Origin of the sequence: Polaribacter batillariae, assembly GCF_017498485.1 — a bacterium.
Taxonomy (GTDB): Bacteria; Bacteroidota; Bacteroidia; order Flavobacteriales; family Flavobacteriaceae; genus Polaribacter; species Polaribacter batillariae.
Window position 1 is genome coordinate 3,791,701 of the sequence record NZ_CP071795.1, and the last position, 21,366, is coordinate 3,813,066.

Annotated in this window: 18 protein-coding genes and 1 tRNA gene; 17 read left to right on the forward strand and 2 right to left on the reverse strand. The window is 31.3% G+C overall.

Annotated features, from left to right (window positions below; all coding sequences use genetic code 11):
• Positions 1 to 6 precede the first annotated feature (6 nt).
• From lpxD to JL193_RS17410, 13 genes are all read left to right on the forward strand, one after another.
• On the forward strand, positions 7 to 1,041 hold the full coding sequence (gene lpxD / locus JL193_RS16640; RefSeq protein ID WP_207971832.1) for a UDP-3-O-(3-hydroxymyristoyl)glucosamine N-acyltransferase: 1,035 nt from the start codon (positions 7 to 9) through the stop codon (positions 1,039 to 1,041).
• A gap of 2 nt (positions 1,042 to 1,043) precedes the next feature.
• Positions 1,044 to 2,435, forward strand: coding sequence for a bifunctional UDP-3-O-[3-hydroxymyristoyl] N-acetylglucosamine deacetylase/3-hydroxyacyl-ACP dehydratase (locus JL193_RS16645; RefSeq protein ID WP_207971833.1), 1,392 nt, complete (start codon positions 1,044 to 1,046; stop codon positions 2,433 to 2,435).
• A gap of 2 nt (positions 2,436 to 2,437) precedes the next feature.
• The gene (gene lpxA, locus JL193_RS16650; protein WP_207971834.1) at positions 2,438 to 3,223 is read left to right on the forward strand and encodes an acyl-ACP--UDP-N-acetylglucosamine O-acyltransferase; all 786 of its coding nucleotides are present in this window, start codon (positions 2,438 to 2,440) and stop codon (positions 3,221 to 3,223) included.
• Positions 3,224 to 3,278: 55 nt separating this feature from the next.
• Positions 3,279 to 3,845, forward strand: a complete 567-nt coding sequence (gene efp / locus JL193_RS16655; protein ID WP_207971835.1) for an elongation factor P — start codon at positions 3,279 to 3,281, stop codon at positions 3,843 to 3,845.
• A gap of 93 nt (positions 3,846 to 3,938) precedes the next feature.
• On the forward strand, positions 3,939 to 4,865 hold the full coding sequence (locus JL193_RS16660) for a UDP-3-O-(3-hydroxymyristoyl)glucosamine N-acyltransferase (protein WP_207971836.1): 927 nt from the start codon (positions 3,939 to 3,941) through the stop codon (positions 4,863 to 4,865).
• A 114-nt stretch (positions 4,866 to 4,979) separates the two neighbouring features.
• Positions 4,980 to 5,852 (forward strand): succinate--CoA ligase subunit alpha, encoded by an 873-nt coding sequence (sucD, locus tag JL193_RS16665; RefSeq protein ID WP_207973514.1) that lies wholly within the window; start codon positions 4,980 to 4,982, stop codon positions 5,850 to 5,852.
• A gap of 108 nt (positions 5,853 to 5,960) precedes the next feature.
• Complete coding sequence (fabG, locus tag JL193_RS16670; RefSeq protein WP_207971837.1) at positions 5,961 to 6,701, forward strand: 3-oxoacyl-[acyl-carrier-protein] reductase; 741 nt, start codon at positions 5,961 to 5,963, stop codon at positions 6,699 to 6,701.
• A gap of 378 nt (positions 6,702 to 7,079) precedes the next feature.
• Positions 7,080 to 9,107, forward strand: a complete 2,028-nt coding sequence (locus JL193_RS16675) for a VWA domain-containing protein (protein ID WP_243456792.1) — start codon at positions 7,080 to 7,082, stop codon at positions 9,105 to 9,107.
• 167 nt (positions 9,108 to 9,274) lie between these two features.
• Positions 9,275 to 9,571, forward strand: coding sequence for a hypothetical protein (locus JL193_RS16680; protein WP_207971838.1), 297 nt, complete (start codon positions 9,275 to 9,277; stop codon positions 9,569 to 9,571).
• A gap of 156 nt (positions 9,572 to 9,727) precedes the next feature.
• Positions 9,728 to 11,884: a TonB-dependent receptor gene (locus JL193_RS16685; RefSeq protein WP_207971839.1), complete on the forward strand. Its 2,157-nt coding sequence runs from the start codon at positions 9,728 to 9,730 to the stop codon at positions 11,882 to 11,884.
• A gap of 102 nt (positions 11,885 to 11,986) precedes the next feature.
• Complete coding sequence (locus JL193_RS16690) at positions 11,987 to 12,880, forward strand: cation diffusion facilitator family transporter (protein ID WP_207971840.1); 894 nt, start codon at positions 11,987 to 11,989, stop codon at positions 12,878 to 12,880.
• Between the two features lie 45 nt (positions 12,881 to 12,925).
• Positions 12,926 to 13,756, forward strand: a complete 831-nt coding sequence (locus JL193_RS16695) for a prohibitin family protein (protein ID WP_207971841.1) — start codon at positions 12,926 to 12,928, stop codon at positions 13,754 to 13,756.
• A gap of 177 nt (positions 13,757 to 13,933) precedes the next feature.
• Positions 13,934 to 14,062: a hypothetical protein gene (locus tag JL193_RS17410; protein ID WP_302849914.1), complete on the forward strand. Its 129-nt coding sequence runs from the start codon at positions 13,934 to 13,936 to the stop codon at positions 14,060 to 14,062.
• Between the two features lie 207 nt (positions 14,063 to 14,269).
• Here the strand turns inward: JL193_RS17410 and JL193_RS16700 are convergent, their stop codons facing one another.
• Both JL193_RS16700 and JL193_RS16705 read right to left on the reverse strand, forming a co-directional pair.
• The gene (locus tag JL193_RS16700) at positions 14,270 to 15,073 is read right to left on the reverse strand and encodes a carboxypeptidase-like regulatory domain-containing protein (protein ID WP_207971842.1); all 804 of its coding nucleotides are present in this window, start codon (positions 15,071 to 15,073) and stop codon (positions 14,270 to 14,272) included.
• A 203-nt stretch (positions 15,074 to 15,276) separates the two neighbouring features.
• Positions 15,277 to 15,360: transfer RNA gene (locus JL193_RS16705), tRNA-Leu, on the reverse strand.
• A 640-nt stretch (positions 15,361 to 16,000) separates the two neighbouring features.
• Between JL193_RS16705 and JL193_RS16710 the strand changes: the two genes are divergently transcribed.
• From JL193_RS16710 to JL193_RS16725, 4 genes are all read left to right on the forward strand, one after another.
• The gene (locus JL193_RS16710; protein WP_207971843.1) at positions 16,001 to 17,026 is read left to right on the forward strand and encodes a zinc-binding alcohol dehydrogenase family protein; all 1,026 of its coding nucleotides are present in this window, start codon (positions 16,001 to 16,003) and stop codon (positions 17,024 to 17,026) included.
• Positions 17,019 to 18,671, forward strand: a complete 1,653-nt coding sequence (locus tag JL193_RS16715; protein WP_207971844.1) for a UxaA family hydrolase — start codon at positions 17,019 to 17,021, stop codon at positions 18,669 to 18,671. The genes JL193_RS16710 and JL193_RS16715 overlap by 8 nt, the downstream gene beginning before the upstream one ends.
• 46 nt (positions 18,672 to 18,717) lie before the next feature.
• Complete coding sequence (locus JL193_RS16720) at positions 18,718 to 20,166, forward strand: tagaturonate reductase (RefSeq protein ID WP_207971845.1); 1,449 nt, start codon at positions 18,718 to 18,720, stop codon at positions 20,164 to 20,166.
• Between the two features lie 131 nt (positions 20,167 to 20,297).
• Positions 20,298 to 21,281, forward strand: coding sequence for an IS30 family transposase (locus JL193_RS16725; RefSeq protein ID WP_207970543.1), 984 nt, complete (start codon positions 20,298 to 20,300; stop codon positions 21,279 to 21,281).
• The last annotated feature ends 85 nt before the right edge of the window (positions 21,282 to 21,366 follow it).

Below are 21,366 nucleotides of genomic sequence, written 5' to 3' on the forward strand. Positions count from 1 at the left end.
CGTTTAATGAAATTTACAGCACAACAAATAGCCGACATTTTAGAGGGTGATATCTTAGGAAATCCGAATGAAGAGGTTTTTACACTATCTAAAATCGAAGAAGGTAAAAAAGGCTCTTTAACCTTCTTGTCAAACCCCAAATACAATTCGTATTTATACACTACAAATGCTTCTGTCGCTATTGTAAATAAGAGTTTCGTTCTCGAAAAAGAGGTCGATACGACTTTAATTCAAGTAGATGATGCCTACAAATCTTTCTCTAAATTATTAGAATTTTACAACGGAGTAAAAAACAATAAACAAGGTAGAGAACAACCTCATTTTATTGCCAAAAGTGCTAAAATTGGCAGTAACGAATATATAGGTGCATTTGCTTACATTGGAGAAAATGTAACAATAGGCAATCACGTTAAAATTTTTCCAAACTCTTACATAGGAGACAACGTTGTAATTGGAGACCATACCACTATTTTTGCAGGCGTAAAAATTTATTCGGAAACTGTAATTGGTAGCAACTGCAAAATTCATTCTGGTAGCGTAATTGGTGCAGATGGTTTTGGATTTGCACCCGATGAAAATGGAGAGTACAAAGCAATTCCACAAATAGGAAATGTTATTATAGAAAACAATGTAGATGTTGGTTCTGCATCTACGATAGATAGAGCAACATTAGGTTCTACAATCATAAGAAAAGGTGTTAAACTAGATAACCAAATTCAAATTGCACACAATGTAGAAATTGGAAAAAACACTGTAATTGCTTCACAAACAGGAGTTGCAGGCTCTTCTAAAATTGGAGAGAACTGTATGATTGGAGGGCAAGTAGGAATCTCTGGACATCTTAAAATTGGAAACAATGTTAAAATATTAGCACAAGCAGGAATTTCTAAAAACATAAAAAGTAATGAAATTGTAAATGGAACCCCAGCTTTTAAAGTCTCTGATTACAATAAAAGTTACGTCTATTTTAAAAAGCTACCAACCATAGTGGATAGAATAAACAACATAGAAAAAGAATTTAAGTCTCAAAAAGAGAAATAACAATGAGTAAAAAACAAAAAACAATTCAAAAAGAAATAAGTTTATCTGGTGTAGGGCTTCACACAGGTAATACTGTTAATATGGTTTTAAAACCAGCTCCAGCAAACCACGGTTTTGCTTTTAGTAGAGTAGATTTAGAAGGCAACCCAACCATTGAAGCAAGAGCAGAATATGTTGTAAATACACAAAGAGGAACAAATTTAGAGAAAAATGGTGTTCAAGTTCAAACATCCGAACACGTTTTAGCAGCAGCTGTAGGTTTAGATATCGATAATTTATTAATAGAAATAGATGCATCTGAACCCCCAATTATGGACGGTTCTTCGAAATATTTTGTAGATGCTTTAGAAAAAGCAGGAATCGAAGAACAAGATGCAGAAATAGAAGAATACGTCGTAAAAGAAATTATTTCTTATAAAGATGAAGTTTCTGGAAGCGAAATAATTTTAATGCCTTCAGACGAATACCAAGTAACTACAATGGTAGATTTTGGTACAAAAATATTAGGAACTCAAAATGCTACCTTAAATAAAATTTCTGACTTCAAGAAAGAAATTGCAAATGCAAGAACATTTAGTTTTTTACATGAAATTGAAATGTTGTTAGAAAACGATTTAATAAAAGGTGGCGATTTAAACAACGCAATTGTATATGTAGATAAAGAATTGTCGGAAAGTACCATGCAAAAATTAAAGAAAGCTTTTAATAAAGAAGATATTTCTGTAAAACCAAACGGAATTTTAGACAATTTAACCCTGCATTGGGCAAACGAAGCTGCAAGACACAAATTATTAGATGTCATAGGAGATTTAGCATTAACAGGAACTCGAATTAGAGGAAAAGTAATAGCAAACAAACCCGGTCATATGGTAAATACCAATTTTGCTAAGAAATTAGCAAAAATTATAAAAGCAGAAAAAAGAAATAACGTTCCACAATACGATTTGCATCAACCACCATTATTAGATATCCACCAAATAATGGATATTTTACCTCACAGACCTCCATTTTTATTGGTCGATAGAATTATAGAGCTTTCAGACAAGCATGTTGTAGGGTTAAAAAATGTAACAATGAACGAAAACTTCTTTGTTGGGCATTTTCCAGGAGCACCAGTAATGCCAGGAGTTTTACAAGTAGAAGCAATGGCACAATGTGGCGGAATTTTAGTGTTAAGTACAGTTCCAGATCCAGAAAATTATTTAACATATTTTATGAAGATGGACAATGTAAAGTTCAAACAAAAAGTATTGCCTGGAGATACTTTAATATTTAAGGCCGAATTAATTACACCTATTAGAAGAGGTATTTGCCATATGCAAGCCTATGCTTATGCAAATGGTAAATTGGTGGCAGAAGCCGAATTAATGGCACAAATAGCCAAAAAGAAATAATTATGAATCAACCTTTAGCATACGTTCATCCACAAGCAAAAGTTGCAAGAAATGCTGTAATAGAACCTTTTACAACAATACATAATAATGTTACAATTGGTTCAGGAACATGGATTGGTTCTAACGTAACCATTATGGAAGGTGCTAGAATTGGCGAAAATTGTAGAATTTTTCCTGGAGCAGTAATTTCTGCAATTCCACAAGATTTAAAATTCGACGACGAAGAAACAACCGTAGAAATTGGCAACAATGTAACCATTCGCGAATGTGTTACCATCAATAGAGGTACTAAAGATAGAATGAAAACAGTAATAGGAGACAATTGTTTAATAATGGCATATTGTCATGTTGCACACGATTGCTACGTGGGTAATAATTGTATTTTTTCGAATAATTCTACGTTGGCAGGTCATGTAACCATTGGAGACAATGTAGTTTTAGCAGGTATGGTTGCAGTACACCAATTTGCTTCTGTTGGTAAACATGCATTTGTAACTGGCGGATCGTTAGTAAGAAAAGATGTGCCCCCATACGTAAAAGCAGCAAGAGAACCTTTATCTTACGTGGGCATTAACTCAGTAGGCTTAAGAAGACGTGGCTATAGCACCGAAAAAATTAGAGAAATTCAAAATATATACAGAATTTTATTTCAAAAAAATTACAACTATACCCAAGCAATAGATATTATTGAAGCAGAAATGGAAGCAACTCCAGAAAGAGACGAAATAATTCAGTTTATAAAAGATTCTCATAGAGGAATTATGAAAGGGTATTTTAACATTAATTAAACCATCATCCAAAAACTACATTAACTTTTTGAATAAACAAAATAGAACATTATAAATGGCAACAACATCAGATATTAGAAATGGATTGTGTATTAGATATAATAACGATATCTATAAAATTATAGAATTTTTACACGTAAAACCAGGAAAAGGCCCTGCATTCGTAAGAACCAAATTAAAAAGTGTTACAAACGGAAAAATAATCGATAATACGTTTCCTTCAGGAAGAAAAATCGAAGATGTTCGTGTAGAAACACATAAATTTCAGTTTTTGTATTTCGATGGAGAGTTTTATCATTTTATGAACGAAGCAGACTATACACAAATTCGTTTGTTAGAAGCTGCTTTAGATAATCCTGGTTTAATGAAGGAAGGAGAAATTGTTACAATCATTATCAATTCCGAAGATAATATGCCACTTTCTGTAGAAATGCCTTCAAGTGTAATTTTAGAAGTAACACACACAGAGCCAGGTGTTAAAGGAAACACTGCAACCAACGCCACCAAACCAGCAACAGTAGAAACTGGAGCCATTGTAAACGTACCTTTATTTATAAATGAAGGCGATAAAATTAAGGTAGAGACCACCAAAGGTACTTACCAAGAACGTATTAAAGAGTAAAAAAGTTAGCAGTCTTCAGTAGTCAGTTTGCAGTTTTCACTCAAACCCGTTAACTGAATACTGCAAACTTAAATACTGCCTACTAAAATAAGAATGAAGTTCAAAAATCCACAAACATTACAACAAATAGCATCAATTTTAAATATTGATTTTGTTGGCGATAAAAATTTTGAAATTCTTGGAATTAATGAAATTCACGTTGTCGAAAAAGGAGACATTGTTTTTGTAGATCACCCAAAATATTACGACAAAGCCTTAAACTCTGCTGCAACCACTATTTTAATCAATAAAAAAGTAACTTGTCCAGAAGGAAAATCTTTGTTAATTTCTAACGACCCATTTCGTGACTTTAATAAAATTACCAAACATTTTAATCCGTTTATAGCATCAGAAGTAAGTATTTCAGAAAGTGCGATAATTGGCGAAGGTACAGTAATTCAACCCAACGTATTTATTGGAAACAATGTTACAATTGGTAAAAACTGTGTTATTCATCCAAATGTTGCTATTTACGATAATTCAATTATTGGAAACAATGTTACCATTCACGCAAACACAGTTTTAGGAGCAGACGCTTTTTACTATAAAAATAGAACAACAGGTTTCGATAAACTAATTTCTGGAGGAAGAGTTGTTTTAGAAGACAATGTAGATTTAGGAGCTTCATGTACAATAGATAAAGGAGTTACAGGAGACACCACCATAAAAGAAGGAACAAAAATAGACAATCAAGTGCATGTTGGGCATGATACTGTAATTGGTAAAAAATGTTTAATTGCATCGCAAACAGGAATTGCAGGTTGTGTTATCATAGAAGACGAAGTAACCATTTGGGGGCAAGTTGGTACCAATAGCGGAATTACAATAGGAAAAGGAGCTGTAATTCTTGGGCAAACAGGCGTTACCAAATCTGTCGCTGGCGGAAAAAGTTATTTTGGAACTCCAATTTCAGAATCAAGAGAAAAATTAAAAGAAATGGCAGAAATAAAACGTTTTTTTAAAGATAGAAAGAATTCTTAAATTTCTTTTTTTAGATACAAGCAATAAACTATTTTTGCAATATAAATTAAACAAAAACTCCATTTTACTTTTCTTTAATAGAAATGTCTAAAAATGGCATTAAATAACAAACCAATGAGTGTTTTAGTAAATAAAAATTCGAAGATTATTGTTCAAGGTTTTACAGGTAGTGAAGGTACTTTTCACGCTGGTCAAATGATAGATTATGGAACCAATGTTGTAGGAGGTGTAACACCAGGAAAAGGAGGGCAAGAACATTTAGGAAAACCTGTTTTTAATACAGTAGCAGAAGCTGTAGAAAAAGTAGCGGCAGATACTTCTATTATTTTTGTGCCACCAGCTTTTGCAGCAGATGCCATTATGGAATCTGCAGATGCAGGAATTAAAGTAATTATTTGTATTACAGAAGGAATTCCAACAGCAGATATGGTAAAAGTAAAAGCTTATATCGAAAATAAAGACTGTAGGTTAGTAGGGCCTAATTGCCCAGGTGTAATTACACCAGATGAAGCAAAAGTAGGTATTATGCCAGGTTTTATCTTTAAAAAAGGTAGAGTTGGTATTGTTTCTAAATCAGGAACTTTAACTTACGAAGCCGCAGACCAAGTTGTAAAACAAGGTTTTGGAATTACCACAGCAATTGGTATTGGTGGAGATCCAATTATTGGAACAACAACAAAAGAAGCTGTAGAATTGTTAATGAACGATCCAGAAACAGAAGCCATTGTTATGATTGGTGAAATTGGTGGAAATTTAGAAGCAGAAGCTGCAAAATGGATTAAAGCAGATGGTAACAAAAAACCAGTAGTTGGTTTTATCGCAGGTCAAACTGCACCAGCAGGAAGAACCATGGGGCATGCAGGAGCAATTGTAGGTGGAGCAGACGATACTGCACAAGCAAAAATGAAAATTTTAGCAGAAAATGGAGTGCACGTAGTAAGTTCGCCCGCTAAAATTGGAGAAATGGTAGCAAGTGTTTTAAAATAATTTTTATAAACATTTAAAATATATAAATTCCTGTTTATATTGAGTTAACCCCAATATTTCAGGAATTTCTTTTTTATACTTGAATGAACATCAACTAAATTATAGAATATGAAAATATTAGAAAATAAATCAGCAATAATTACGGGTGCAACAAGAGGAATTGGAAGAAGTATTGCAGTAGAATTTGCCAAACAAGGTGCAAACGTTGCTTTTACTTACAATGCATCTGTAGATGCTGCAAATGCATTAGAAAAAGAATTAAAATCTTATGGAGTTTCCGCAAAAGGATACCAATCGAATGCAGCAGATTTCGATGCCGCTCAAGAATTGGCAAAAGAAGTGCAACAAGAGTTTGGTACTATCGATATTTTAGTAAATAACGCAGGTATTACAAAAGATAACTTGTTAATGCGTATTTCTGAAGACGATTTCGATAAAGTAATTCAGGTAAATTTAAAATCTGTTTTTAACCTAACAAAAGCAGTTATTCGCCCAATGATGAAACAAAGAAGTGGTTCCATTATTCACATGAGTTCTATTGTAGGTTTAAACGGAAATGCTGGTCAGGCTAATTACGCAGCTTCTAAAGCTGGTATTATTGGTTTTTCTAAATCTGTAGCATTAGAATTAGGTTCTAGAAACATTAGAAGTAATGTAATTGCTCCAGGTTTTATCGAAACAGAAATGACAGATAAATTAGATGAAAAAGTAGTGCAAGGTTGGCGAGATGCAATTCCTTTAAAAAGAGGAGGACAACCAATAGACGTCGCAAATGCATGTGTGTTTTTAGCCTCTAACATGAGTACGTATATTACAGGACAAACGTTATCTGTAGATGGAGGAATGTAAAAAGAACGAAGAGTTTTTGTTCTATTATTTAAATGATACCCGTTATTGTTTGAAATTACTGGAAAAGAAATGGATGGTTTTTTCCTTTATATAAAGAAGAAAACAAAGCATAGCCATAGCTACGGTTTTTTATTCTGAAATAGAAAGGAAAAAAAGGCGATTTATTATAGGATTTTCAAATGGTATTACATACAAGAAGCTGTCTCGAAAGTATTAAAATTTGTCTTTTCGACTGTAATAGAGAAATCTTATTTATTGAATTTCGGTATTTTTAGATTTTACAACTTTACTCAAAACGACAGTTAAATTTACTTTTGTGACAGCTTCTTTTCTTTTTTTTAGTAGTTCTTTATATCTTTCCACATAAATAAAAATCAATTGCAAACAACAACTATTTTATACATTTTTATTGCTTTATTGTTCGCTATTTCCATAGCTTTTTTTCAATATTATTACAACGTAAAAAATAAGAGAAAAGTTACAATTTTATTATTTGCTCTAAAATCATTAAGTATTTTTTTGATTTTATTGCTACTAATAAACCCTACAATAAAAAAAACAACTTTAGTAAACACAAAACCAACTTTGGCTGTTTTGGTAGATAATTCTAAATCAGTTACTTTTTTTAAAGAAGTTAAAAATGTAAAAGAAATACTAAATACAATTGCAAAAAACAAAGAATTAAATTCAAAATTTACAATCGAAACATTTTCTTTTGGAGAAAACATACAAGTTTTAGACTCACTTTCATTCGATAATAACAATACCAATATTTACGAAGCAATTGCCTCTATAAATGAATTAAATAAAGGTAAAAATGCGCCAATTTTAATAATTTCTGATGGCAACCAAACCATTGGAAACGACTACGAATATGTAAATTCGAAACAGCAAATTTACCCAGTTGTAATTGGCGATACAACAAAATATAAAGATCTAAAAATTAAGCAATTAAACGTAAATAAATACAGTTATATAAAAAACAAGTTTCCTGTTGAAGTAATTTTAAATTATGAAGGAGAAGAAACCGTAAAAAGCAAATTTTCGATTTTTAGTGGAAAAAAAACAGTATTTTCTAAAAACCTAACATTTTCGAAATTAGAAAACTCGAAAACAATTACCGCAAATTTAACTTCCAATAAAGAAGGGGTAAATTACTATACAGCAAGCATTCGAAAAATCGAAGGCGAAAAAAACACACGAAACAATACCAAAAGTTTTTCTATAGAAGTAATTAACGAGCAGACTAAAGTGTTAATTCTGTCTTCCATTTTACACCCAGATTTAGGAACATTTAAAAAAGCCATAGAAAGTAACAAACAGCGTTCTGTAGAAGTGCAATTGGCACATAAGTTTAATGGTCAAATTAATGATTATCAATTGGTTATTTTATTTCAACCCAATTACCAATTCCGTGTTGTTTTAGATCGAATTATCGAGCGAAAATCTAATTTTTTACTCGTTTCTGGTGCCAATACAGATTGGAATTTTATCAATAAAAAACAACTAGGGTTTTCTAAAAAAGCCATCAATCAAACCGAAAATTACGGAGCAACTTACAACGAATCTTTTTTAACTTTTTTTCAAAAAAATATTGGGTTTAATGAGTTTTCTCCTTTAAAAGATAAATTTGGTGATATTACATTTACAAAAGACCATCAAGATTTGTTATTACAAAATATAAATGGCGTTCAAACACAACAACCACTGTTGTCGGTATTAGAGCAAAACAATCAAAAAACAGCGGTTTTATTCGGCGAAGGAATTTGGAAATGGCGTTCTTCGAGTTTTTTAAATTCAAATTCATTTCAAGATTTCGACCAATTTATAGGAAATTTGGTACAATATTTAGCGTCTAAAAAGAAGAGAAATCGTTTAGAAATTAATGCAGAAAGTTTGTACCCAGCAAATGCTAACATTCATATTTCTGCTTTTTATGTCGATAAAAATTACAATTTTGATGATAGAGCTTCATTAGAAATTACTATTACTAACAAAGCAACAAAAGAAGTTACAAAGCTTCCTTTTTCGTTAATAAATAAGTCTTTTCAAGCAAGTATAGAAAATCTTCCTTCAGGAGATTACAGTTATAAAGTTGCTGTTGTGGGGCAAAAAATTTCTAAATACGGACAATTTAAAGTTACCGATTACGAAATTGAAGAGCAATTTACGCACGCAAATTCAGACAAATTGCAAAAATTAGCGCAAAAAGCAGGAGGGAAGCTGTTTTATAAAAATAAAACCAATACTCTTTTTAAAGAGCTAATGGATAATAAAGCATATTTTACAACACAAAAATCAATTACAAAAGAACAGAATTTAATTGATTGGAAATGGATTTTATTTTTTGTGATTGGTTTGTTTACTGCAGAATGGTTTATTAGAAAATATTATGGAAAAATATAGTGCAGAAAATGGATTTTTAACCTATTAAAAATAGTTTAACATATGTTAAAATAAGGTTAAAGAACTAATGGTTGTACTAAATTACTTTATTTTTGTAGCACAATTCCGATTTTTTTTTGAAACAACTATTCATCATATTATTTGTTTTTTTATTGCTTGCGCCACCAATGCAAGCACACACAGATGTTGTTGTTTTTAACGAAGTAACAAAACACCATTCTTCAAACTTAGAATTACAACACGAAGAAGCGCATCACAAAAACGATTCAAACCAAGAAAAAAATCAAGAACACCACCATCATTGTAGCTCTATTAGCTTAATAAATATTTTTTTGCCTGTAGAAAATCAAATTCTGTTTTCTAAATTTATAGAAAACAATAAAACCATTACTTTCTATAAAAATGCAACTTATTCTTTTTACTTAAACAGCATTTTTCAGCCTCCAAGAAATTTTAAATTATAGTATTCTAAAACTGTTAATACACAGTTGAACTTTTTTTCAAAAGAAAAGGTAAAAAGGCAGTCTCTACATTTTAGAGGAATTCTATTTACTACGCAATTTTTATGCACAAAAAAGCCTGTTTACTACACAAATTTATAATTTAAAATATCAATTAAAATGATTAAAAATATATTAATAACCCTATTTTTAGGCTTATTCTCTCATACAATATTGGCACAAAACACCTTACAAGTAAAAGTAATTTCAAAAGAATTTAAAGAACCCATTTTTGGCGCAAACGTTTTTATTAAAGGCACAAATATAGGGAGTACCACCGATTTTGATGGATTGGCAAACATAAAAAATATTAAAGGTGGATTGCAAACCATTGTAGTATCTTATATTGGTTTCGAAACGGTTTCTAAAAAAATAAGTTTTCCAAGAACAAACAATTTATTGGTAATAGAATTGCACGAAAATAAAGAATCTTTAGATGCAATTGTAATACAATCTACCAGAAGTAAAAGAAGTATTGCTAAAATACCGACAAGAATAGAGGTTGTGGGTGCAGAAGAATTAGGCGAAAAAACTGCCATGAACTCTGCAAATATTGCCATGGTTTTAAGAGAAAGTACAGGAATACAAATGCAACAAACTTCTGCAAATTCTGCCAACCAAAGTATTAGAATTCAAGGTTTAGATGGTCGATTTACACAACTTTTAAAAGATGGTTTTCCTTTGTTTGGTGGCTTTTCTAGCGGTTTAAGTATTATGCAAATTCCGCCTTTAGATTTGCAACAAATAGAAATTATTAAAGGAAGTTCTTCTACCTTATATGGTGGAGGTGCCATTGCTGGTTTGGTAAATTTGGTTTCGAAAAAGCCAAAAGACCAGCAAGAATTAAATATTATGTTCGATTATACTTCCAGAAACGGAAAAACAGCAAACGCATTTTACAGCAATAAATTCAATAAATTTGGATTGACATTATACACCTCTGCCAATTTTCAAAATATTGTAGATGTAAACAACGACCACTTTTCTGACATTCCAAAAGTAAAGAGTTTTAGCATTCATCCGTCTTTATTTTATTATCCGAACGAAAATGAAACCTGGAGGCTAAGTTTAAATTCATCCATAGAAAACAGAATTGGAGGAGATGTAAGTGTAATTAATGGAAAACCAAGTGTAGCTCACCGTTTTTTTGAAGAAAATAAATCAGAGCGTTACGCAACACAGCTTAGCTATAACAACAATATTTCAGAAAATAAAAGCTTTCGTTTTAAAAATAGTTTAAGTTATTTTAAAAGACATTTACTGTTGCCAGATTTCCAGTTTTTAGGTACACAATTTGCTACATTTACAGAAGCTACTTACAATTTATACAGCGAAAAATTAGATTGGGTTTTCGGAGGAAATATTATTTCAGAAAATTTTAAAGAAGAAGATAAAGCAATATTAGATCGAAGTTACAGTAAATTTACTGTTGGAGGTTTTGCACAAAATACGTGGAAATTTACAGATAATATAACCTTAGAAAGTGGTTTAAGAACCGATTATAACAACAATTATGGAACTTTTATATTGCCAAGAACTTCTTTATTTATTGAGTTTAACGATGCTGTTTCTTCGAGAATTGGAGGTGGATTGGGGTATAAAATACCAACCATTTTTACAGAAGCAGCAGAATTGCGTTCGTACGAAAATGTATTGCCAATAAATGCCAATAATTTTAAAGCAGAAACGTCTATAGGTTTTAATGCAGATATAAATTACAAAACAAATATTTTTAATGATTATGTATCACTTTCGTTCAATCAATTATTTTTCTATACAAAATTAGAAAATTCATTAATTTTAAAACAAAAAGAAGCAGTGTACGAATTTGTAAACGCCAATAAACCTTTAAACAGCGTTGGTTTTGAAACAAATTTAAAGTTGAAATATAAAGATTTTGTGCTATTTACCAATTATGCTTTTAATGATGTAATAATGGAGAACCATCAAAAAGCATTGACTCCCAAACACAGTTTTGGAGGCGTTTTAATGTACGAAGTGCACGATGCTTGGAGAATTGGTTACGAAGCATATTACAAAAGTGCTCAATTTAGAAACGATAACACAAAAACACCCAATTATTGGACGATGGGTTTTATGGCAATAAAAACATTTAAAAACATTAGTTTATACGCTAATTTCGAAAACTTTACAGATACAAAACAACAAAATTATCAATCTATGATTCTGCCTCCTCACAACAACCCAACATTTACAGATATTTGGGCACCAACAGACGGATTTATTTTTAATACAGGAATTTTAATAAAACTTTAAAATAAATAGGCCGTTGATTGCGTCTTTTTAAATAATTATTGGTCTATTACAAAAGCAATTAAAACAAGAAAGCAAGAGAGCATGCTCCCTTGTTACAAAAATATGGGACACAGTCATCATCATCATCACGATTCATCATCAAAAAATATAGGAATAGCATTTTTTTTAAACCTGTTTTTTACAATTATTGAATTTATTGGAGGGTTTTACACCAATAGTTTGGCAATTACATCTGATGCAATTCACGATCTGGGCGATAGTTTAAGTTTAGGAACGGCTTGGTATTTTCAAAAAATATCTAAGAAAAAACCAACGAAAACGTATTCTTATGGCTTCAAACGTTTTTCACTTTTAGGCGCAATAATCAATTCGGTAATCTTATTAATAGGTTCTTTTTTTATTATTTCTGAAGCAATACCAAGAATTATCAATCCAGAAGCATCTGATGCAAAAGGAATGATGTGGTTTGCCATTTTTGGAATTGTTATAAACGGAGCCGCAGTTTTAAAATTAAAAGAAGGAACATCTATAAACGAACGTGTTGTTTCTTTGCATATGCTAGAAGATGTTTTGGGCTGGGCAGCTGTTTTAATGGCAAGTATTGTTATGCAATATTATGATGTTCCTGTTTTAGACCCAATTTTATCGATATTAATTGCCCTATTTATTTTATACAATGTTTTTAAAAATGGCAAAGAAAGTATTCGAATTATTTTACAAGGAGCTCCTTTAAAAATTTCTGTAGATGATATTAAAACGAAAATTCTTCAGCATACCACCATAAAAAGCATGCACGATTGCCACTTATGGTCTATGGATGGAGAGTACAATGTGTTTACAGCTCATTTAATTATTGAAGAATCTTTAAATAGAGAAGCACAAATTGCACTTAAAACAGAAGTAAGAAGAATTTTACACGACAATTTTCATTTAGAGCACATAACACTAGAAATCGAATTAACAAACGAAGATTGTAGCTATATAGATTGTGTTTAATAAGTTTTAGTTGTAAATTTGATAAATTATAAAAAACAAATACATATGGCAACAAGACAACCAGAACTTAGCTTCCCAAAAGGAGGTGTTCTCTTTATTATTATAGCAGTAATTGCAGTAATTATATTTTCGAAATCTACAGTAACAATTGGACCTGGTGAAGGAGGTGTTATTTTTGAAACATTAGGAGATGGTATAGATACAGAAAAAACATATGGAGAAGGGTTTCATTTAATGTTACCTTGGAATAAGATGATTATAAGAAAAGTGCGTCAGCAATCTATTTCCGACGAAATGAATGTACTTTCTGTAAACGGTTTAGAAGTTAAAGTAAATGGAACCATTTGGTACGAACCAGAATTTTCGAATTTAGGTTCTTTAATTAAAACCAAAGGAGAAGATTACGAGCGCGAATTGTTGGATCCAGCCATAAATGCAGCAGCAAGAAGTGTTGTAGGGCGTTACACACCAGAGCAATTGTATTCAAGCAAAAGAGATGTTATTGAGCAAGAAATTTTAGACGAAGTAAAAAACATATTAGAAGGGCAGTTTTTAATCGTAAAAAGAGTTTTAGTTGAAGATGTAAAACTGCCAACAACCATTAGAACTGCGATTGAAACCAAATTAAAACAAGAGCAAGAATCTTTAGAATATGAGTTTAGATTGGCAAAGGCTAAAAAAGAAGCAGAAAGACAAAAAATTGATGCCGAAGGTAAAGCAATTGCAAATAAAATTTTAAGTGCTTCTTTAACAGAAAAAATTTTACAAGAAAAAGGTATAGATGCTACTTTAGAGTTGTCTAAATCTTCTAACAGTAAGGTTATTGTAATTGGTTCTGGAAAAGATGGTTTGCCTATTATTTTAGGAAATCAATAAAAAAACAAAATTTTAAATATTTTAAACATCCAGCTTTTGCTGGATTTTTTTTTGTTTAACAAGTTCTTAAGAAGTTTTGCCAAAGTTCTGTTAAACGAAAAATAAAGTGTAACTAACGAGTTGTTGTAGCGTCTTATGGGTGTAACAAAATAAAAAACAAATTAAAATATAATAATTATGAAATCAACACAAAGCATAGAAGCAGAAAACAAGAAATCAAATTCATTTGGTATCATACAATCTAAAAGATTTGCTTGGAACACAAAAAGAAAGTACAATTACAAATACATTACCACTGTATTTTAGTTAGACATTTAGTTAGTTTTTAATAGTTGATTAGGGTCAGAAGTTATGCTTCTGGCCTTTTTCAGTTTAAATAAATGTGTATTTTTTTCGAATCTAAAATCACTTTTTTAATTTTACTTGCTAAAAGAAAGCAAACAAATAGCTTAAGAGAAATTTAATTATTAGATTTGGCTTTGTTTTAAATGAATTTAAAAAAAGAGGTTTTTTTTAGTTCTTATTAGGAATTTTATTTCTTTCAATTTTTCCTTTTTTGTGAGCTTTGTAATTTTCGTAACAATCTAAAATTGCTTCAATTAACTGTAAATCAGATGCTTTTTTTATAAAATAGGCAGAGTAGTTACAATCCGTTAACAAATCGGAAAGTTCTTGCCTGTCCATTTCTAAATATTCCATCATAACTTCTCTGTCGAATTTACCCGCAAGCATTTTACGTAAATCGTCTTCTTTTTTTAGTTTCTGAAGTTTTTTTAGTTGCTTTGGTTTATTTCCAAAAAGGTTATAGAGAAAATCTACAGGCTGAAACAGCGCTGCAATAGGAGAGGAGAAGTCTTTGGCTCGTGGTTTTCCAACTTCGTAGGTTTGTGGCAATCCATTTATATGTATTCTTGTAAAGCGATCTTTTGGCACTTGTTTTACATCAATTTCTAAAACGCCAATTAATTTTGTAGATTTTATAACGACTTCTTTTACCTCTTCTGGTTTTTCAAACAGGGCGATTTCGAGTTCGTTACCTTTTAATAAGTCGTTTGTAATTTTTAATTTAATAGAAGAATAGCCTATGTAAGATACTAAAATAGTATCGTTAACTCTTGTAGGAAGTTCAAAATATCCTTTTTCGCTGGTAATCGTTCCGTTAACCGTATTTAAATTTAAAATATGTGCAGCACTCAACGCTTTTTTAGTTTCTGCATGGACAACTTGCCCTTTTAAAATTTTAATTTGCAGGCTGTCTTTCTGTGAAAATGTGCTTAAAGAGACAAGTAAACACAAAATAAATAGTATTTTTTGCATAATGCAATATTAGTAATAATCCATTATAATTTGGTTAATTATTTCTAAAAGAAGTAGGTTTTTTTTAAAACATCAATAGGTACGAATGTAGGTACGAATTCATTTTTTTGCTTTCCAAACAACATTTTATAGTCTAGTTTTTTAGTTTTTAACTAGATTTTTAAACACTTTACTAATTGATTGTTAGTTGTTTATGGAATTTGTGCGCACGATAGGACTTGAACCTACACAAACTATTGTTTACAGCCCCCTCAAGGCTGCGCGTCTACCAATTTCGCCACGTGCGCATTATTTTAAAACAAAAAAGCCAAGCTTTTGCTTAACCTTTTGGTTATACTGGGAGATAGAACTTAACACTTTAAAACCCAACACCAGTAAGCTGTTTGTTAAATTTATACCTCATAGGTATGCGTTGTACACCTTATTTGATTTATAATATGTTAAACTTAACGCTAGCTAACTGCAAATATAATTAATTTCGAGCTTTAAAAAGTATATTATTTACTTTTAACAAATAAGCGCATAAATGCTTTTCGACACCAAAAGAGGCTTTTGTGAAGTAGCAATGCAATTTCTAAAAACTAATAAAACATTAAAAATAAACACTTTTAATCCTTAATGCAAAAAAAATATCATGCTAAGCAAACATTTAAGAGGTGTTTAATCAATTTTAAGTTTAAATTCGTTTTTTTAAATGAAAGAGACTCTGCTTCGAGATTTTCTTTAAAATTGTGATTCCCGTGAAAACGGGAATCTAAATACAGAATTTTAATTTTTGACCTTTTTGGATAAAAATAAAACCAGCGAAATACCACTGTTGCTCTGCTCAGAAAATATTTAGTTTCAAGAAATTCTTTATTATTTTTAATAGGCAATCAATAGTGATTTTTAAAATTAAGATTTAATTAAAAAAAGAATTTATACCTTATGAAATATATAGTATGCGAAAAACCAGGAGTGTTTCTTTTAAAAGATAAAGAAGCTCCAATTAGAAAAAAAGGCGAAGCCCTAATAAAAATTAATAAAGTAGGTATTTGCGGTACAGATTTACACGCTTATGGTGGAAACCAAGCCTTTTTTACTTACCCTAGAATATTAGGCCATGAGCTGGCTGCTACTGTTTTAGAAATTAACGAAAACCCAAAAGGGATTAAACAAGGAGACAACGTTGTAGTGATGCCTTATTTAAGCTGTGGTAATTGTATTGCTTGTAAAAATGGAAAAACCAATTGCTGTACCAATATTAAAGTTTTGGGTGTACATACAGATGGTGGTATGCAAGAACAAATCACAGTTCCTACTAATATTTTGTTGCCTGCAAACAATTTAACTAACAACCAAATGGCTATAGTAGAACCTTTGGCTATTGGAGCCCATGCTGTTAGAAGAGCAAACCTAAAAAAAGACGAAATTGTAGCGGTTGTTGGTTGCGGTCCAATAGGAATTGGTATTATGAAACTGGCTCAAATAGCAGGTGCAAAAGTAATTGCGATAGATATAAACGAACAACGTTTAGCATATGCCAAAGAAAAAATAGGTGTCGATTATACTGTAAAAGCTGGAGAACATGCAGCGACTAAAATTTTTAAAATTACAAATGGTGATTTATGTACAGCTGTCTTTGATGCTTCAGGTAATAAATTTGCTTTAGAAACTTGCCCAGACTATATGTCTCATGGAGGGCGTTTTGTGTTAGTGGGGTTATCTAAAGGAGAATTAACCTATACACACCCAAAAATACACGCCAAAGAAATGACTTTAATGTGCAGTAGAAATGCGACTACTGAAGATTTTGAGTACGTAATTAGTGTGTTAGACCAATTTCCAACAGAATCTTTTATAACACACAATGTGCCGTTTACAGAAATGATACATCATTTCGATCGTTGGTTAAAACCAGAAACTGGCGTTATAAAAGCAACCGTAAATTTTAATTTAAAAACTCATGTCTAAAAATTATGTTCAAATAGATCCAAAAGACAACATTATAGTTGCTATAACTTCTTTGCCTAAAAACACCTTTATAGATGTTGCTGGCGAGACGTTTACATTGCAAGAAGACATCAAACAAAAACATAAATTCGCATTGTACGATTTTAAAGTTGGCGACGAGATTTTTATGTACGGTGTGTTAATTGGAAAAGCTGTACTTTCTATTGAGAGAGGAACAGCAATTACCGTTAAAAATATAAAACACGCGTCTGCGGAATATAATAATTCTAAAGAAAAATTTACATGGACTGCTCCTGATGCATCCAACTTTAAACAACGCACCTTTAACGGTTACCACAGAAAAGATGGTAAAGTAGGAACTGCAAATTATTGGTTGGTAATTCCATTAACTTTTTGTGAAAACAGAAATCTTGATGTTTTAGAAAGTACACTTTCTGAAAAATTGGGTTACGAAACCCAAAAAGATTTTGCTGTAGATATAGAAGCTTTAATAAAACAGTATAAAGCAGGAGCTTCTTCTGAAGCCATACTCAATACACCAATCATTACTACCCAAGAAGAAATTTCTAAAAATAGAGTTTTCCCTAACGTAGATGGAATTAAGTTTTTAAAACACGATGGTGGTTGTGGTGGTACTCGCGAAGATTCTGAAGTTTTAGTAAAACTATTGGCGGGTTATATTGCAAACCCCAATGTTGCTGGAGCGACTGTTTTTAGTTTGGGTTGCCAGAATGCACAAATAAATATGCTTCAAAAAGCAATTAAAGGCATTGATCCTAATTTTACAAAAACGGTTTATTATTTAGAACAACAACAAAGTAAAAGCGAAAGACATTTTATAGAAGAAGCTGTAAAACATACTTTTATAGGTTTAACAGAAGCAAACAAAATAGAAAGGCAACCAGCATCTTTAAATAAACTAATTTTAGGGTTGGAATGTGGTGGGTCAGATGGTTTTTCAGGAATATCTGCAAATCCTGCTTTAGGTTATGCATCAGATTTATTGGTCGCTCTTGGTGGTAGCCCAGTATTGGCAGAATTTCCAGAATTAAACGGTGTAGAACAGGAAATTATTAATCGATGTGTTACTGAAAAAGATGCTAAGAAATTTTATAATTTAATGCGCTCTTATTCAGCAGCAGCTGTTGCTGTTGGTTCTGGTTTTGAAAATAATCCTTCCCCAGGAAATATTAAAGATGGTTTAATTACAGACGCTATGAAATCGGCAGGAGCCGCAAAAAAAGGAGGCACTTCTCCTGTTGTTAAAGTTTTAGATTATACAGAACAGGTAACAAAACCTGGTTTAAACTTATTATGCACACCAGGAAATGACGTAGAATCTACAACCGGTTTAGTAGGCTCTGGTTGTAATATCGTTCTATTTACTACAGGTTTAGGAACACCAACAGGAAATCCAGTAGCACCAGTTTTAAAAATATCTAGCAATACCAACTTATACGAACGCATGAATGATATTATAGATATAAATGCAGGTACTGTAATCACGGGTGAAGACACTATCGAGTCTATGGGACAAAAGATTTTAAACCATATCATTAGAGTGGCTAGTGGCGAAACACCTTCAAAAGCAGTATTACAAGCAAACAACGATTTTATTCCTTGGAAAAGAGGAGTTTCATTGTAGAAAAAAACAATAGAATAAAAAATAAGACGAAAGCAAGAGAGAAAAGATGCTAGAATTAAATAGAAATACAGTAAAAGCAAGCACTTACCCAGAACGTATTATTCAATTTGGAGAAGGTAATTTTTTAAGAGCCTTTGCCAATTGGATGGTTCATAAAATGAATAAAAATGCCAATTTTAATGCAGGTGTTGTGGTTATTCAACCAATAAATCAAGGACAGATTGAGGTGTTGAACAATCAAGATGGGTTATATACTTTATATTTAAACGGAATTAAAAATAATAAGGCCATTAGTGAACATGAAATAATCGACTGTATTCAAAGAGGTATCAATCCTTACGAAAACTATAACGCTTATTTAGCACTTGGAGAAAATCCAGAGTTGCGTTTCGTTATTTCAAACACAACCGAGGCAGGCATTGCTTATAATGCCAAAGATAAATTAAAGGATGCCCCAGCAAGCAGTTTCCCAGGAAAACTTACAGCACTTTTGTACAGAAGATTTAAATACTTTAATGGCGCTTCAGATAAAGGTTTGATTATAATTCCTTGTGAATTGATAGATAGAAATGGCGATAACTTACAACAAATTATTTTACAATATGCTAATGATTGGAGTTTAGGCGAAGCATTTGTTAGGTGGATTAATGAACATAATATTTTTTGTAACACTCTAGTAGATAGAATTGTACCTGGTTACCCGAAAGATAAAATAAATGCAATTACCCAAGAATTAGGCTACAAAGATAATTTAGTGGTAGAAGGAGAGCAATTCTATTTATGGGTTATTGAAGGGGCAGAAGCCGTTAAAGAAGAAATTCCTGCAGAGGTTTGTGGTTTGCATATTGTATTTACCGATAATATAGAACCTTATAGAACCCGCAAAGTTAGAATTCTTAATGGTGCACACACCACTTTAGTTCCTGTTGGTTATTTATATGGTATTGATAAAGTGCGTGAATCTGTAGAGAATAATGTTGTTGGAACATACTTAAAAAACACTATTTTTAATGAGATTATTCCGACTTTAAATTTACCAGAGGCAGAACTCAATCAGTTTTCAAATGATGTTTTAGACCGATTTAAAAACCCCTATTTAGAGCATGAACTCATGAGTATTTCGTTAAATTCTGTATCGAAATACAAAACACGAGTGATACCATCTGTTTTAGAATTTGTTAAAATAAAAAATAAATTACCCTCTCATTTATTATTTTCATTAGCAGCATTAATAGTCTTTTATAAAGGAGATAGAAATGGAGCAGTAATCACTTTAAAAGATGATGTTAAAGTGTTAGCAACCTTTAAGGATATTTGGATTACCAATAATTGTGAACAAGTTGCAGAAAAAGTATTGTGTAACCTAAATTTTTGGGGAATAGATTTAACAAAAATTGAAGGATTACAACAGGAAGTAACAAAACATTTAAAAGCCATTATAAATAAAGGAATGAAAGTGGCATTAGAAGCTTTTTTAACGGATAAGCACTATTAATATTTGTAGTGTGTTTTTCGAAAAATTTTTATCATTTCCTAGATTCAAATGCTAGTGCAAGTTTTTGATAGGATTTTCCTACGGGTTTTACCCCGTTAGGAAAAGTCCAAAAAAAGTCAAAGATTTGTGATATGAACTACAAACAATTAACTTTCGAACAAAGGTACTCAATAGAATTAATGCTTAAGGCAAAAATTAGTAAAAAAGAGATTATTAAATCACTTTGTATTAATGAAAGTACTTTTTATAGAGAATTGAAAAGGAACTCAAAACCTAGGACTTATAGTGCTAAACACGCACAAAAATTAGCTGATGAGCGTAAAAAAGAAGGCCATTATAAGACTATTTTTTCAACGGAAATGAAAAAAATAATCAAAGAAAAAATGATTAAATTTCAATGGTCTCCAGAACAGATAGTTGGTTGGTGTAAACTTAAAGCAATACAGATGGTCTCTCACGAGCGAATTTACCAATATGTTTGGCAAGATAAAAGACAAGGAGGATTGCTTTATAAAGAACTACGAACAGGTCAAAAAAAATATAAAAAAAGGTATGGAAGTAAATCCAATAGAGGACAAATACCCGATAAAGTGTCTATAGAAAAACGTCCAAAAATTGTAGAACTCAAAGAAAGAGTAGGTGATTTAGAATCTGATTTAATTATAGGAAAAGACCATAAAGGAGCTTTATTAACCATTGTAGATCGCTATTCTAGTTTTTTATGGATTGAAAATGTGACAGGAAAAAAAGCAGATATGATTACAAAAATGACTATAAACACTTTAGCACCACATAAAAAATGGGTTCGAACAATTACCAATGATAATGGAAAAGAGTTTGCAGGACATAAAAAAATAGCAGAAAAATTAAATTGTGATGTCTATTTTGCTCACCCTTATAGCTCTTGGGAACGTGGACTTAACGAGTATACGAACAAACTTATCAGACAATATTTCCCAAAAAATGAACACTTGGATAATGTCAAACAAAAGGATATTTTTGAAACGGTAAACAAACTCAATAATAGACCAAGAAAAAAGTTAGGATACAGAACCCCTAAAGAGGTTTTTTATCAATTTATTAACCAAAATCAAAAACTTGCACTTGGTACTTGAATCTACGTTTATTAGCGGATTATTATAATGAACCAAAGTGTAACGAAATTTGTAATCGGTTTCTTTCTTCCTGAAAAATAATGAA